This window comes from Methanoregula sp. (assembly GCF_049510175.1).
Lineage (GTDB): Archaea > Halobacteriota > Methanomicrobia > Methanomicrobiales > Methanospirillaceae > Methanoregula.
This window is the reverse complement of the sequence record NZ_JBEKZF010000002.1, coordinates 424606-439177: the sequence shown is the minus strand read 5'-3', so window position 1 is coordinate 439177 and position 14572 is coordinate 424606. Positions and strand designations below refer to the sequence as shown.

Below are 14572 nucleotides of genomic sequence, written 5' to 3'. Positions count from 1 at the left end.
TCACATGTGACTGAAATCTCATCCATTGGGATGCCTATTGATATAATTTTATATACTGGATTATAGCATTTCTGGTCGGATACGACTCCCCCCAGCCAAAAATAACAAAAAAGGGCTGATGGGCCGATTTGAGAGCTTTGCACTATCTATTATCATGACCCGGTTTTCTGCATTCCACCACCCGTACACAGGAGGAGAGGCGTTAATAGTATTCTGCCGTTACCGGGTTCGGGAACAGAACTGAATCATTTTTTTCCATTGTTTCCCTTCTCGATCCACCAGTCGATGAGTGCCCGTGAAATACTCATCGTTGAGGGAAGAAGGGGAAGATGATCGCGGTCAAACCACCCGGCAGAGATAATCTCATGGTTATCGATCACGATCTCCCCCCCGGCATAATCCGCGACAAACCCGATCATGAGGGAACTCGGGAATGGCCAGGGTTCGCTGCCGAAATACCGGAGGTTGGCAATTTCAATGCCGGTTTCTTCCCGGACCTCGCGATGGATCGCTTCCTCAAGGGTCTCTCCCGGTTCCACAAACCCGGCAATGATGCTGTGAAACCCGGGGGGAAACCGGGGGGACCGTGCGAGAAGGATCGTGTCATCTTTCCGGATAAGGACAATGATCGCCGGGGATGTGCGCGGGTACGTGATCAGGCCGCAGGTGTCACAGTTTTTTGCGCGTTCCAGACGGGATTGCCGTGTCCGGGCACCACACTGCGCGCAGAACCGGGTTGATCGATCGAAATCGATGAGACGGACCGCGAGTGCCGCAACCGCAAGCTCTTCATCGGAAAGTATGCCAAACAGGTCACGGACATTGGGATAATACGTCCATCCGGGGAGATCTGATTCCGATGATACATCATCGGCATAATATGCAATGGAATCACGGTGCCCCAGGTATTGGGTGCGCTGGATTTCCAGATTGTAGTCTTTCAGGTCCCCGGAAAAGAAAAGCTCCGGATGATTTCCTGAGGAGACAAACACACCATTCTCCTTCACGATCACCCGGTTCACGTTGTCAGGCACCGTGTCCGGCTCCGGATAGCGGGACATGAGGAACGCTGCCGAGAATTTCGCCATATGGTTCATGGGTTTCCCCGTATCTTTGATCGCCATCTCTCCTGTGTTTAGTGTTTATCCTGATAACAAAAAAAGAGATCATCGCGGAGAGGCCCCTGCTCCTCAACGGATGCAGTATGTTTTTCATGGGGATAATAATCGGGCAGGATCCCGACGGGAATCTCCGGCACGTGCCGACAGGAACAGGCTGGTCATGTCCCGTCCCGGTAAATTCTGTAATGAACGGGGGTTTTACAAGGCCATATCCATATTTTCACGTTATAGCAACGTTCCGGTCCAGCACGGGAACCATGAAACCGCGAGATTATTAAAAGACCTCTGCGGATAGCTGATCAGGGCCATCACCGGCCGCGGGTTCACCATGACCTATAGCATTTCCCTCATCACCCCGGATGAAAAAGAGCGCCTGACTGGGCACTACATGCCTGCGGTCCGGTACGAGATCAAATCCGAGATATACGGCTGCTGCATCAAACTCCTGTCGGATGACCACGCGCTCAGGGATACATGGCAGGAGAATTTTTACTCCATGTCCCAGAATATCCGTTCGCACGGGAGAATGTTCGTGTTCAGGGACCAGGGCTATCAGCCCGACACGGTCCTGTACGATCCCCAGTCCAAGACCGCATTCCTGTTCAATTTCAGTTATTACGGGTGGATAAAGTCGCTGGCCCTCAGTCTTGCCGGTGATATTCTCGAGGACGAGCACGATATCTTCTCCGTGCACGGCGCCTGTATCGACATCGGGGGCAGCGGGCTTTGTCTTGTCGGTACTTCGGGAGCCGGAAAAACAACCCATACATACGGGCTGCTCAAGGACCCCCATACCCGCATTGTTTCGGACGACTGGTTCTTTTCCCGGGTCTTCGGCCCGGAGATCCTTGCCTATGGTTCAGAGAAGAATTTCTACATCCGCCAGGACCTTGAAAAGATCTGGAAGGAATTCGGCGGGCTCGTCAAGGAGGGGGATTTTGACGGGGATGGCCGGGCGGTGGCAGATATCCGGTGGGTGATCGGGAAGGGGAGGCTTCTTCCCCTGACGACGCTGAAGATGGTGATCGTGCTCAAGCGGGATCCGTCCGATCCCGATACGGTACAGTCACTCAACCCGGAGACAGCCCTTGCATTGTTCTCCCGGAATAATTACTTCAACCCGCATCTCCTCGTCAGCAATCCCTATAAAACGATGATACGGACGCAGTATCTTGCAGATCTCCTTAAGCGCACGACCATTTACGAGATCAATACTACCGGGACACCGGAAGAAACCCAGAGGATGATACGGTCACTTGCCGGGATCCCGCAGGATGATTGAACGTAGGCCTTGCCAAGCAGACCACGGAGACTTGTCTTAATTTTGTGTTTTCCCGGCTGTTGTCATAAATACATGCACGGGAGATCGCCCGCTGGTGATAAAGAGGATTTTATGGGGCAACGGGTTTTGCAAGACGTTGCTCACTGAACCCGGAGTAGCGTCGGTAAAACCAGCGTTTCACCAGTTCGACAATAACAAGATACCCTGCAATCAGTCCCACCAATACCACAAAGAACGAGGCCGGGAGGTGGACGAAACCAAACAGGCTCCCGAGTATTGTGAACGGCAGAATACAGGCAACAAACACGACAAGGATCGTACTGGCAAGGAGAAGCCTGCTCGGCCTGCTCCGGTAAAAGGGAAAGACCCGGGTCCTGATCAGAAAGATCACCAGGGTCTGCGTGCAGATGGATTCAACAAACCAGGCGGTCTGGAAGAATGCGGCATCGGCGCTGAATACAACCAGCAGGAGAATGAAGGTAATAACGTCAAAAACCGAGCTGATGGGACCAAAGACAAAGACGAATTTCCGGATGAATTCCATATCCCATTTCTTGGGGGTGCGGGTATAGGATTCATCCACGTTGTCAGTCGGGATGGCGGCCTCAGAGAGGTCGTAGAGCAGGTTGTTGAGGAGGATCTGGACCGGCAGCATCGGGAGGAACCGCAGGAACACCGACGCCAGGGCAACGGAAAACATGTTCCCGAAATTGGAACTCGTGCCCATCAAAATATATTTCATGGTGTTCCCAAACGTCTTCCTCCCTTCGAGCACTCCGTCGTTGAGGATTCTCAGGTCGTTCTTTAAGAGGATGATATCGGCGGATTCCTTTGCAATATCTACAGCATTCTCTACGGAAATGCCCACATCCGCCTCCCGGATAGAAGGAGCATCGTTGATGCCATCACCCATGAACCCGACAACATGACCATTATGCTTCAGGGCTCTCATGACCCGGTTCTTCTGTACTGGCGTCATGCGGGAGAATATAGTGACATTACCGACGACACGTGACAAGGTCTGCTCGTCCATGACCTCGATCTCTGCACCTGTCAGTACCCCTTTTACTTCAAGCCCGATCAGCTCGCAGGTCTTTCTGGTGACCAGTTCATTGTCGCCGGTCAGGATCTTGAGTTCGATCCCGGACCGGGCGAGCATCTGGATGGATTCACGGGCACTCTCCTTGGGGGGATCGATAAACGTGATCAACCCGACGAGAACCATCTCCTTTTCGTCATCGATGGAAAACCTTGCCTGCCCGGGATTCACCGACCGGTAACATACCGCCAGGGTCCGGAAACCCTCGGAACTCTGGGCATAGTAGAGAGCATTGATCTGTTCACGCCGGGAGTCCGTCAGCGGCTCGACAGCCCCCCCGATCTCAACGGACGAACAGACACGGAGGATCTCCTCCGGCGCTCCTTTCGAAACGAGAATCATACCGGATGTCCGTGACGTGATGACGGATACCCGCCTGCGTATGAAATCAAACGGGATTTCATCAATCTTGGTGTAATCGTCGATATCGATATGACGGAACCTGACAACCGCCTCGTCAAGCGGGCTTTTCAGGCCGGTATGGAAGGAACTGTTGATGTAGGAATACAGCAGGACATTCTCGCTGTCGTTTCCCTGCACGTCGAGATGCCTCACAAGGTCAATCTGGTTCTCGGTGAGCGTGCCGGTTTTATCCGTACAGAGAATATCCATGCTGCCGAAGTTCTGGATCGACTCAGGGTGTTTGACTATCGCACCCTTGCCGGACATGGCGAGCGCACCTTTCGAAAGGTTCAGCGAAAGGATCATCGGCAGTAATTCCGGAGTCATTCCGACAGCAAGTGCAACCGAGAAGAGGAGCGATTCCAGGATCCCGTGCCGGTACAATGCATTGATGAAGAAGACAATGATGACGAGGAAAAAAACAAATTTCGACATCAGGTAGCTGAACTGTTTGAGTCCGCGCTCGAACTCCGTTTCAGGAGGTCGTTCAACAAGGGACTTTGCAATCTTGCCAAATTCCGTTGATGCGCCGGTTTTGGTGATCATCGCCGTCGCGGTACCGCTGACTACGGATGTGCCAAGGAAGAGATAATTCGCTGCCTCCGTCAGCGGTTTTTTACCGTCCGCAAGCCCGGCGGACTTCGGGACCGGAAACGCTTCACCGGTAAGGGCGGACTGGTTGACATAACAGTCCTTCGAGACGATGACCCGCGCATCGGCGGGAACAATATCCCCGGCGGCAAGTGAGACGAGATCGCCGGGCACGAGTTCGGTGACCGGCAGTTCCACTGGTATCCCGTCCCGGAAAACCGTGGTTTTTGTCAGGATTTTCTGTTTGAGAAGCTCTGCCGCATTTCCTGCCTTGTATTCCTGGAAGAAATCCAGCGTCACGCTCGCAAGAACGATAATAAAAATGATGGCGGCATCGACCACGTCTCCAACAACCAGCGATACTCCCGCCGCAAGAAGCAGGATGATGACAAGGGGGTTTTTCAGATGGTCGAGGAACTGCAGGATCGCCGGTCGTTTCCGGAGGTGAGAGATATCATTTGCTCCGTAGCGTTCCCGTTGTGCCAGTACCTGCTGCGAGGTGAGCCCCTGTGCGGTTGAGGCAAGGGCAGCATACAGGTCCTGTTCGGGTATGGCATGATACAGGATGTCCTGTTCCGGCCTTTTCTCTCCTTCATGGCGTGTCATCATCATCCCCGGCCATTACAACCTTCTGAATGGATTGATTATTGGTTGAAGGTAAAGAGCGCTTCGATCCGGGTATGCAACCGGATAATGCGATCGGATTACCATTTTGGCCGGCATTATTACAGAATGAACATCCAATTCCTGCGCAGGTTGAATGAAAGGGAGGCAATGGTGGAGAAAAACGAGGGCTGAATCCCCAATTCTTATAAGAGTGAGACAGCATAAAGTGTACAAGCAAAATAATACGTGAAGTGACAGAGAAATGAATTTCGGAAACTTAAGTGGAATGGGGGGGGCGGTTGCAGGCTATATCTCGTCCCCCGAAGGACAGGACGCGGTCAAGAAATTCCTCGCATCTCCTGAAGGTATTGCACTGCTGCAGAATTTTGCCGGTACACCGGAAGGCCAGAAGACGATGCTGAGCGTCCTCCCGAATGTCATCGCGGGCCTCAATCTTCCCGCGGGCACTGCCGATATGATCAAAGGCGCCCTGGGCAACCAGCAGTAAATATCCAGCACTTTTTCTCTTTTTCTGTATCATCCCTTGACGAGCGGGATTGTTGACGGGCGTCCGCTTTCTGCGTCGTAGAGAGAGACCTGCGAACTCGGTTTTACCTTTTATAAAAAATTATATACATTTTTCACCGTTTTTTTAAAAATAATCAAACCAAATAATTAAATAGTAACATTATTAACTATACAAGTGCTACTAAAAATTAAATTGGTATTACTCGGTGACAGCATGCACATTCCTGACGCATTCATGCCGATCTGGCAGGGCGCATTCTACTGGATCATAACACTCATATTCGTAGCTCTCGCCCTACGCTGGGCTAAAAATGAGATGACTGAAGAGAGAATCCCCATGGTTGCGGTTCTTGCTGCGGCTGTCTTTGCACTTATGTCCTTCAACCTTCCCGTCTCAATGGGGACGAGCGGGCATCTTGTGGGTGGCGCACTCGTGGCAATCGTGCTCGGGTCGCCGTTCGCCGCGGTCTTTATCCTCACCCTGGTGCTGATCGTGCAGGGCGTATTGTTCGGCGACGGCGGGATTACGACCATGGGTGCCAACATCATCAACATGGGTGTCATCGGGGGGTTTGTCGGATACTACACATTCCACGGCCTGATGCCCATCACAAAGAACCTCAGCCTCTCGGCATTTCCCGCAGCATGGCTCGCGTGTTTTATACCGGCCGAGGCGTGCGCAGTTGAGATGTATTTTGCCGGAACATTCCCGCTCCGGGAAGGATTGATCGCAATGGGTCTCTACCATGCCCTCATAGGTATCATCGAGGCAGTTATCACGGTACTTGCTCTCAAATTAATCCTGAATGTCCGGCCGGATCTGATGGACGATAAAGTAAAAGTGAACGGTTCCAAAGGAGGGACTTCCTGATGGATGAGAAGAACAAAAAATTCCTGGTCGCCGGAGTTCTTATTGCCCTTGCCATTGCGATTATTGCGGTATTCTTCGCGTCCAGCGACCCCGACGGGCTTGACAGCACGGCCCTGATCGTAAGCGGGCAGAAAAGCCTCACCGCCCCGGCCACGGGCGAGGATGTGAAGGTCGAGGCACCGGGACACTTCTCCTACTCGTCGCCAATGCAGGACTATACCCTCGGCGAAAATTGGGGGCCGCTGGGTGGAATCATTGCAATGGTCATCGGGACGATCCTGACGTTCATGATCGGTATCGGCCTTGCTTATCTGCTTAAAAAACAGAAAGCAGACGGATCGAAGAAACAGGCTTTATAAAAAACACAAACCAACAGGACTTTAATTTTTTTCATCAAAAAGGATACGGACATGCACCTCATTGAGACACGAAACCTCTGTTATTCGTATCCCGGCAGCGTGAAGGCGCTGGAAGGGATCAACTTCATTGCCCCGAGGAATTCGCGGATAGCGGTCATGGGATCCAACGGTGCCGGGAAGAGTACCCTCTTTAAGCATTTCAACGGCATCTTCAAACCCACGGCAGGGACCGTCCATATCCGGGGAGAGCCGATAACCAAGGCAAACATCCGTGAGGTGCGTAAGTTTGTCGGCATCGTCTTCCAGAATCCTGATGACCAGATCTTTGCACCCACGGTTGCACTGGATGTTGCATTCGGCCCCACGAACCTTGGACTGGATGAAGAAACCATCCATCACCGGGTGGAAGAAGCATTGCGGATCACCGGTATTGAGCATATTGCCGACCGGGTCCCCCACCACCTGAGCGGCGGGGAGAAGAAGCGGGTCGCCATTGCCGGTGCTATCGCGATGGAGCCCGAAGTACTCGTGCTCGATGAACCTACTGCCGGTCTCGATCCTAAAGGTGTGCACGATCTCCTCGGCTTCATCAACGACCTGAAGAAGAAGTCCGGGATGACCGTGATCTTCTCCACACACGATGTCAGCCTTATTCCTGAGATCGCTGATTATATTTACGTCATGGATAAGGGCAGAATTGTGGCACAGGGAAGCGTGGCGGAAGTGTTCGTCCAGACCGAGCTGCTCAGGTCCGTCCGGCTTGATGTCCCGCTTTACCCTAAACTGATCCAGTCACTCCAGGAGAAGGGAATACCCGTGGAGATGGCCTTCACGTTCGAAGAGGCAGAGACGGCATTCCTTGAGGCATTCAAAGGCCGATCATGATAGAAGAGCTCTTCCAGATCGAGAAGCATGCATACAAGGATAGTTACATCCACCGGCTGGATGCCCGGGTTAAGATTATCCTTGCATTTGCCGTGATCATCGCCATCGTATCCGTCCCTTATTCTACGATGGTGTACACGGTCGGAGGTATTTTCTTTGCATTTTTCATTATCCTGTGGGCACTCACCAAACTGTCTCCGGTTATCTACCTCCAGCGCCTCATCGAGATTGTCCCCCTCTGGGGGATTGTGATATTCTTCCAGATCTTTCTCAAGAACAAGTATTACACTGATTACCACGCGATCCTGACGCTCCCCCTCGGGATTGCCATCTACTCTGAATCCGTGACGTTTGCCTTCATCCTCCTCGTAAAATTCATCATATCAATCTCATTCATCATCCTGCTCTCGTCGACTACGAAACTCCAGGATATGCTCGAAGGAGGTACCCGGCTCGGGCTTCCCGCAGATTTTGCGCTGGTGCTTGGCATGATGATCCGGTACCTGTTTGTGTTCGGCTACATCTTCCGGAAGGTAAATGAGTCCCTGGCGACCCGATGCTTTAGTGCTTTTGATACCTCTTTACCCTGGAAATACCGCATGCGACAACTGGGATACACGATCGGATCCATGTTCATCCGGGCTTACGAGCAGGGAGAGAGGGTGTATACCAGCATGCTCTGCCGGGGCTATGGCCGGAACAGCTTCCTTTTCGTCAGCAAAAAACCTCTTCGCAGGGGCGAGATTGCATTCCTTTCCATTTCCCTAGTATTCGTCATTGTTGTCCCGGTGACGGTCTGGCTGACCGCAGTCCGTTTGTTTTAAAAAATGCGGGTGATCCGGCAACAGTACCTTTGTTTAATCCCGCTACCATCATCTCCCCAGGGAACACCCGTTCAGCCATGGGTTTGTAACCAGCATCACGCTGATCGCCATGCATTTTGCCCTGCCACCGGAACAGCCCTGGCATGGTACGGGCGATCACGTCGAAGGACTGGTATTGCCGGAGAAATTCCGGGGAACGGAAGTCGAAGAACTCACGACCCTGCTGCGGAAGAAAGTGATCTGGCACCAGCCGGGCTCCATGGACAAAGAGGATGCCCGGGAAGTGCTTTTTACCCTGAAACGACTGGTCGTGGCAATCGACCAGGAACTTGGTCTCAAAGATGCCGGTGTGGGTGAGTTCAAGTGAGCCGGGCACATCTCATACTTCTTTGGAACTGATATTCAATCGCTGGAGAATATCATATAAAAAAAAGACGCTACCCTGTTCAACACCCGGTTCTGAGTTCTTGGGAATGTTTCCTCCCCTTAAAACAATTAAATTATATTTAATGGATAATCATCAGAAAAACACGTTTTTTCACGTAAAACATTCCCGCACATTTTACGCCTGAAATCGAGCATCATGCTTATATGGTCAAGACACCAACATTCTATGTGAAAATTCTGCGTAATTTTATTATTTTTTTAAAGGAGGTTTTTCTTGACTGACACGTACGATGCATCACACATCACGGTTCTCGAAGGACTCACCCCGGTCCGCGAGCGTCCGGCGATGTATATCGGCAGTACCGACACCCGCGGCCTGCACCACCTCGTTTACGAAGTCGTGGACAATTCGATAGATGAAGCCCTTGCCGGGTACTGCAGCCGTATTACGGTGGTCATCAACCGGGACGGCTCCCTCATGGTTGAGGATAACGGCCGGGGTATCCCGGTCGACCGGATGGAGAAGAACGGCAAGAGCGCCCTCGAGGTCGTCCTCACGGTCCTGCACGCCGGCGGGAAATTCGACAAGGAGACCTACCAGGTCTCGGGCGGTCTCCATGGTGTCGGTGTCTCGGTCGTCAATGCCCTCTCCAACTGGCTCTCCGCACACGTGTACCGTGACGGCAATATCTACGAGATGCGGTTTAGTCAGGGAAAAATGACCTCCCCACTCTCGACGCGGGAGGAGACCCTGAGCGAAATGATCGCGCGGTACCAGCAGTGGTACGGGGAACCAGCGCCGTTCAACCGCACGGCAGTCCCGGTGGCCACGCACACAGCCGGCCAGCAGGACCTCACCAAGGCACCGGCAATCGATCCTGTCGCCTCGGAGCAGGAAAACCGGCGCGTCTTCCTCGCACAGTTCGGTGCAAAGATGACCGGCACCCGGATCCACTTCGTCCCGGATGCCACCATCTTCGAGACCACCACCTTCGATTACGATATTCTGGCCCACCGCCTGCGGGAACTCGCGTTCCTGAACGCGGGGCTCACGATCATCATCACCGATGAGCGCTCCGGTGACACGGCAACTTACTGCTATGCCGGGGGACTTACCGAGTTTGTCAAGTACCTCAATGAAGGCGCGGAATGCCTTCACCCGCTCCCGATCGATATTTCCAAAAAGGATGCAGAAAACAAGCTCGAACTCGAAGTGGCGATGCAATACACCACAGCGTATGACGAGAAGATCTACTCGTACGTTAACTCGGTCAATACAAAGGAAGGCGGGACGCATCTCGAAGGGTTCCGCAGTGCGATCACCCGCACGATCAATACGGTCGCAAAACGCAACGGCCTCATCAAGGAGAACGCCACGATCACCCTCAGGGGTGAGGATGTGCGGGAAGGTCTCACCTCCGTGGTCTCCGTCAAGATGGCGAACCCCCAGTTTGACGGGCAGACCAAGATGCGCCTTGGCAACAGCAGTGTCAAAGGCGTTGTCGATTCACTGGTCTACGCAGCGCTCACCGAGTATTTCGACGAGAACCCGAACGTGCTGAAGACCATCATCGAGAAAGCGCTCTCCGCGGCAAAGGCCCGCGAGGCAGCACGGAACGCCCGGGACCTTGCCCGTCGCAAGAGTTCCCTCGAGAGTTCCGGCCTCCCGGGAAAGCTCTCCGATTGTTCCGAGCGGGACCCGGCCAAATCCGAGATCTATATCGTGGAAGGAGACTCGGCAGGCGGTTCCGCCAAGCAGGGCCGGGACCGGAAGTTCCAGGCCATCCTCCCGCTCCGGGGAAAGATCCTGAACGTGGAAAAGGCCGGCGAGCACCAGATCTTAAAGAACGCAGAAATCCAGACGCTCCTTTCTGCCATCGGGACCGGCGTCGGGGAGAAGTTCGATATCGAGCGGGCACGCTACCACCACATCGTGATCATGACCGATGCCGATGTGGATGGCGCCCATATCCGGACGCTGCTCCTCACGTTCTTCTACCGTTACATGCTCAAGCTTGTCGAAGCGGGGTATGTGTACATCGCCCAGCCCCCCCTCTTCCGCATTGCAAAGGGAAAGGAGGAGAAATACGTGTACAAGGAGGAGGAGATGCAGAAGGTCTCCGCGGCCATGGGAGAGAAAGGCGTCTCCGTCCAGCGGTACAAGGGTCTCGGTGAGATGAACGCCCAGCAGCTCTGGGACACAACCATGGACCCCGCCCACCGCATCTTCCTGAAAGTCACCATCGAAGACGCCCTCGAGGCGAACGAGGTCTTCAAGACCCTGATGGGAAAGGATGTTGAGATCAGGAAGAATTTCATTATGCGTCATGCCAAGGAGGTGACCAACCTTGACATCTGATAAGAGATCCCCGGCAGGAACTCCGGAGACCCACCGGGTCGAGCCGATCAGCATCGAGCACGAGATGAAGACCTCGTATATCAACTATGCGATGTCGGTCATTATCGGCCGTGCGATCCCCGATGTAAGGGACGGCCTCAAGCCGGTTCACCGCCGTTCGCTCTATGGTATGTGGGACATGGGCAACACGAGCGACAAGCCCACCCGGAAGAGCGCGAGGGTAGTCGGTGACGTGATGGGTAAATACCACCCGCACGGCGACTCGTCCATCTACGATACCATCGTCAAGATGGCCCAGCCCTTCTCGTACCGCCACATGCTGGTGCAGGGGCAGGGGAACTTTGGGTCCATTGACGGCGATGCTGCAGCAGCGAGCAGGTACACCGAAGTGCGGCTTTTCCCGTACGCGGAAGCGCTCCTCGAGGATCTCGACAAGGAGACCGTGGACTTCATCCCGAACTACGATGAGTCACTGCAGGAGCCCACCGTGCTCCCGGCGAAGATCCCGAACCTGCTCGTCAACGGGACGGACGGTATCGCGGTCGGTATGGCAACGAAGATGCCGCCGCACAACCTCAAGGAGGTCTGCACGGCAGTCTCGGCTTATGTCGACAACCCGGAGATCGCTGTCGAAGATCTCTTAAGGATCATGCCGGGCCCGGACTTCCCCACGGGCGGCATCCTGATGGGCGTCGAAGGTGTCAAGAACATCTATACCACCGGCCAGGGTCGCGTGGTCGTCCGCGGTGTTGCAGAGATCGAGGAGTCCGAGGGCGGAAACAGGGGCGACCGGATCATCGTCACCGAACTCCCGTACCAGGTGAACAAGGCGCAGTGGATCACGACCATCGCCGAGATGGTGAAAGACAAGAAGATCGACGGCATCAGCGATATCCGTGATGAGTCCGACAAGGAGGGCATACGTGTCGTCTTCGAACTCCGCAAGGGAACGATGTCACCGGTCATCTTAAACAACCTGTACAAGAACACAGCGCTCGAATCCAGTTTCTGGGCCTCCAACCTTGCCATCGTCGATGGTCAGCCGAAGATCCTGAACCTGCATGCCCTGCTCGGGCACTTCGTCCACCACCGGATAGAGGTGATCCGGCGCAGGTCCGAGTTCGACCTCAAGAAGGCGCAGGAGAAGGTCCACATCCTCAACGGGCTGCTCATCGCGCTCTCGAAGATCGACCAGATTATCAAGGCCATACGCGCATCCGATACCGTCGATAATGCCCGCAACGCCCTGATCGCCCAGTTCAGGCTTGACGAGCCGCAGGCCAATGCGATCCTCCAGATGCAGCTGCGCCGTCTCGCTGCTCTCGAACAGCAGAAGATCATGGACGAGAAGAAGGGGCTCGAAGCGGAGATCACACGGCTCGAGACGATCCTTTCGAGCGAGGCAAACATTAAGGACGAGATCCGGCGCGAGACGAGCGAGATTGCGGCGAAGTTCGGCGACAAGCGCCGCACCCAGATCGCGCTCGACACGAGCGAACTCTCCACCGAGGACCTCATCGAGGACAAGACGGTGCTCGTTTCCATCACTTCGGCAAACTACATCAAGCGCATGGACATCGACACGTACCGCAAACAACGCCGTGGCGGTCACGGGATCACCGGCATGACAACGAAAGAGGAGGACTTTGTCGAGTCGGTCTTTGTTGCCGACATGAAGGACTATCTCCTCTGCTTCACCAACATCGGCCGGGTCTACTGGCTGAAAGTCTACCAGATCCCCGAGAGCTCGCGGATTGCGAAGGGGAAACCGCTCGTCAACCTCCTCAACTTAAAGGACGAGGTCGTCACCACCGTCCTCCCGATTAAGGAATTCCGGGAAGACCAGTTCCTCCTGTTCGCCACAAAGTTCGGTCAGGCAATCAAGATTCATCTCGACGAATTCTCCAACCCGCGCTCCACCGGGACCAACGCGATCAAGCTCAAGGAGAACGACCGGCTTGTCGATGTGATCCTGACCAACGGCAACAACGAGCTCATCCTGACCACCCGGTTCGGCCAGAGCCTGCGGTTCCACGAGGAGACTGTGAGGACGGTGGGACGGAATGCACAGGGTGTGCGGGGTATGAAGCTCAAGAGCGATGACACGATCGTCGCCGTCACGCTCCTTGCAAAGGACCACCTGCTCACCATCTCCGATGTCGGGTTTGGGAAGCGGAGCGAGTTCGACGAGTTCCGGGGGCATGGCCGGGGCACCATGGGGGTCCGGAACATGCAGCTCGAACGTGATGCGGTAGTCATCGAATCACGTGCGGTCTCCGACAGCGACGAGATCATCGCGATGACCGCATCGGGCGTAGTCATCCGGACACCGGTCAGCGAGTTCCGGATCATCGGCAGGGGCACGAAAGGTGTCCGGGTCATGCGCCTTGACGAGAAGGACAAGGTCGTGGGCGTTGCCATCCTCCCGGCGGATATGGATAATGGTACAGAAACCCCCGGTCCGGAAAAACCTGAAGGATAACAATACAGAGCACTTTTTCTTTTTTTATGCTCGAACTAGTCTTTAAGATGAGTGGGGAGCGGGGGACAGTCTGTATATTTACAAGAGCGGCAGTTTGTACGTGTATGCTGATGACGTGTCATCCGTGACCGCCGGGAACCTGAACCCGGGAACATATACCGTAAAATCATCGACAACAGGGTGAACGTGCTTCTCAATGAGTTGCCGGTAACGATCCGGTGATCCACCGGTCTCTTTTTCTTCCTGATCCGGTAGTGCCGTCTCCTTTATCTGCCCGGCACTCAATCTCCCTGATCGGGATTGTATATGTACCGTAAAGAGCTTCATGTGACCTCGCACCGTGAAGGGGAGATCATCGACATGACGGAAGATGTCAGAACTGCCATACGGGAGAGCGGGGTAAAGGAGGGCCTTGTCCACCTCTTCGTACAGCACTCGACCGCAGCACTTACGACCATCGAATACGAGCCGGGGGTCCTTTCGGATATGCAGCGGGCATTGTCCGTACTCGCCCCTGACAATATCCCCTATGCCCATAACACCCGGTGGGGCGACGGGAATGGCAGGTCCCATGTCAAGGCTGCTCTTGTGGGACCGTCCCTGACGATACCGGTGGCGGACAGGGCGCTGATGTGCGGGACATGGCAGCAGGTCGTACTGCTCGAACTGGACACGAATGCAGGGCGCACAAGAACCGTCATATGCAGCGTCACCGGAGAATGAGACCATGAACGATCACAATCCCCTGCCCGCATATACCGGTCTTCAACGCCCTG

Annotated in this window: 13 protein-coding genes; 10 read left to right on the top strand and 3 right to left on the bottom strand. The window is 54.3% G+C overall.

Annotation, left to right across the window (positions count from 1 at the left end; genetic code table 11):
• Nucleotides 1-245: 245 nt before the first annotated feature.
• The gene (nudC, locus tag ABSG49_RS05330) at nt 246-1124 is read right to left on the bottom strand and encodes an NAD(+) diphosphatase (protein ID WP_424025069.1); all 879 of its coding nucleotides are present in this window, start codon (nt 1122-1124) and stop codon (nt 246-248) included.
• Between the two features lie 325 nt (nt 1125-1449).
• On the opposite strand from nudC, the gene ABSG49_RS05325 reads away from it, so the two are divergent.
• Complete coding sequence (locus tag ABSG49_RS05325) at nt 1450-2403, top strand: HPr kinase/phosphorylase (RefSeq protein WP_424025068.1); 954 nt, start codon at nt 1450-1452, stop codon at nt 2401-2403.
• Nucleotides 2404-2512: 109 nt separating this feature from the next.
• Here the strand turns inward: ABSG49_RS05325 and mgtA are convergent, their stop codons facing one another.
• A complete protein-coding gene (mgtA, locus tag ABSG49_RS05320; protein ID WP_424025067.1) occupies nt 2513-5107 on the bottom strand; it encodes a magnesium-translocating P-type ATPase in 2595 nt (864 codons plus the stop codon).
• A 256-nt stretch (nt 5108-5363) separates the two neighbouring features.
• Between mgtA and ABSG49_RS05315 the strand changes: the two genes are divergently transcribed.
• The 8 genes from ABSG49_RS05315 (at nt 5364) to gyrA (ending at nt 13796) form a co-directional block, all read left to right on the top strand.
• Nucleotides 5364-5609, top strand: coding sequence for a hypothetical protein (locus tag ABSG49_RS05315; RefSeq protein ID WP_424025066.1), 246 nt, complete (start codon nt 5364-5366; stop codon nt 5607-5609).
• A gap of 234 nt (nt 5610-5843) precedes the next feature.
• Nucleotides 5844-6500, top strand: coding sequence for a cobalt transporter CbiM (cbiM, locus tag ABSG49_RS05310; protein WP_424025065.1), 657 nt, complete (start codon nt 5844-5846; stop codon nt 6498-6500).
• Nucleotides 6500-6859, top strand: a complete 360-nt coding sequence (locus tag ABSG49_RS05305; RefSeq protein WP_424025064.1) for a PDGLE domain-containing protein — start codon at nt 6500-6502, stop codon at nt 6857-6859. Before cbiM ends, ABSG49_RS05305 begins: the two co-directional genes overlap by 1 nt.
• Before the next feature lie 51 nt (nt 6860-6910).
• Complete coding sequence (locus ABSG49_RS05300) at nt 6911-7744, top strand: ATP-binding cassette domain-containing protein (protein ID WP_424025063.1); 834 nt, start codon at nt 6911-6913, stop codon at nt 7742-7744.
• Nucleotides 7741-8568 carry a cobalt ECF transporter T component CbiQ gene (cbiQ, locus tag ABSG49_RS05295; protein ID WP_424025062.1) on the top strand — a complete coding sequence of 276 codons (828 nt, stop codon included), beginning with the start codon at nt 7741-7743 and terminating at the stop codon, nt 8566-8568. Before ABSG49_RS05300 ends, cbiQ begins: the two co-directional genes overlap by 4 nt.
• A gap of 109 nt (nt 8569-8677) precedes the next feature.
• A complete protein-coding gene (locus ABSG49_RS05290; protein ID WP_424025061.1) occupies nt 8678-8935 on the top strand; it encodes a hypothetical protein in 258 nt (85 codons plus the stop codon).
• Nucleotides 8936-9229: 294 nt separating this feature from the next.
• On the top strand, nt 9230-11314 hold the full coding sequence (locus ABSG49_RS05285) for a DNA topoisomerase subunit B (protein WP_424025060.1): 2085 nt from the start codon (nt 9230-9232) through the stop codon (nt 11312-11314).
• The gene (gyrA, locus tag ABSG49_RS05280; protein ID WP_424025059.1) at nt 11304-13796 is read left to right on the top strand and encodes a DNA gyrase subunit A; all 2493 of its coding nucleotides are present in this window, start codon (nt 11304-11306) and stop codon (nt 13794-13796) included. The genes ABSG49_RS05285 and gyrA overlap by 11 nt, the downstream gene beginning before the upstream one ends.
• 78 nt (nt 13797-13874) lie before the next feature.
• Here the strand turns inward: gyrA and ABSG49_RS05275 are convergent, their stop codons facing one another.
• The gene (locus tag ABSG49_RS05275) at nt 13875-14081 is read right to left on the bottom strand and encodes a hypothetical protein (protein ID WP_424025058.1); all 207 of its coding nucleotides are present in this window, start codon (nt 14079-14081) and stop codon (nt 13875-13877) included.
• Between the two features lie 21 nt (nt 14082-14102).
• Here ABSG49_RS05275 and ABSG49_RS05270 point away from each other — a divergent pair, with 21 nt between their 5' ends.
• Complete coding sequence (locus tag ABSG49_RS05270) at nt 14103-14519, top strand: secondary thiamine-phosphate synthase enzyme YjbQ (protein ID WP_424025057.1); 417 nt, start codon at nt 14103-14105, stop codon at nt 14517-14519.
• The last annotated feature ends 53 nt before the right edge of the window (nt 14520-14572 follow it).